The sequence below is a fragment of the Virgibacillus oceani genome, from assembly GCF_041521345.1.
Classification (GTDB): domain Bacteria; phylum Bacillota; class Bacilli; order Bacillales; family Amphibacillaceae; genus Virgibacillus_N; species Virgibacillus_N oceani_A.
The window spans coordinates 1-282 of sequence record NZ_JBGOHB010000095.1; the positions used below are offsets into that span (position 1 = coordinate 1).

1 pseudogene is annotated in these 282 nt (G+C 34.0%); it reads right to left on the reverse strand.

The features are described 5' to 3' along the window. Positions 1-282, reverse strand: a pseudogene (locus ACDX78_RS23315) (RNA-guided endonuclease InsQ/TnpB family protein); the annotation flags it as partial.

The following is a 282-nucleotide window of genomic DNA, read 5'->3' on the forward strand; positions in this document are numbered from 1 at the left end:
AGGAAAGATAATCTGGTTGTTTAATTACATGAAATAAGCTGTTTAGAAAGTTATAATGAAGATATGGTTTTTCTTTTGTTGGTGCTTCAAATAGGTTGCATGTGACTTCTTTTTGCTTTTCAACAGGATTTTTACTTTCTTTTTCCAGCCTGCGTTGATAAGCTTGTTGCTGTTTTTCGTTCATTGGCTCTAAGTTTTGACGGATGGTTTCCAAAACTTCTTGTTGTAACGGATGCAGTGTGTTTTCACCTTTTAATCCCGTAAAAACCTGTCTGATATAAA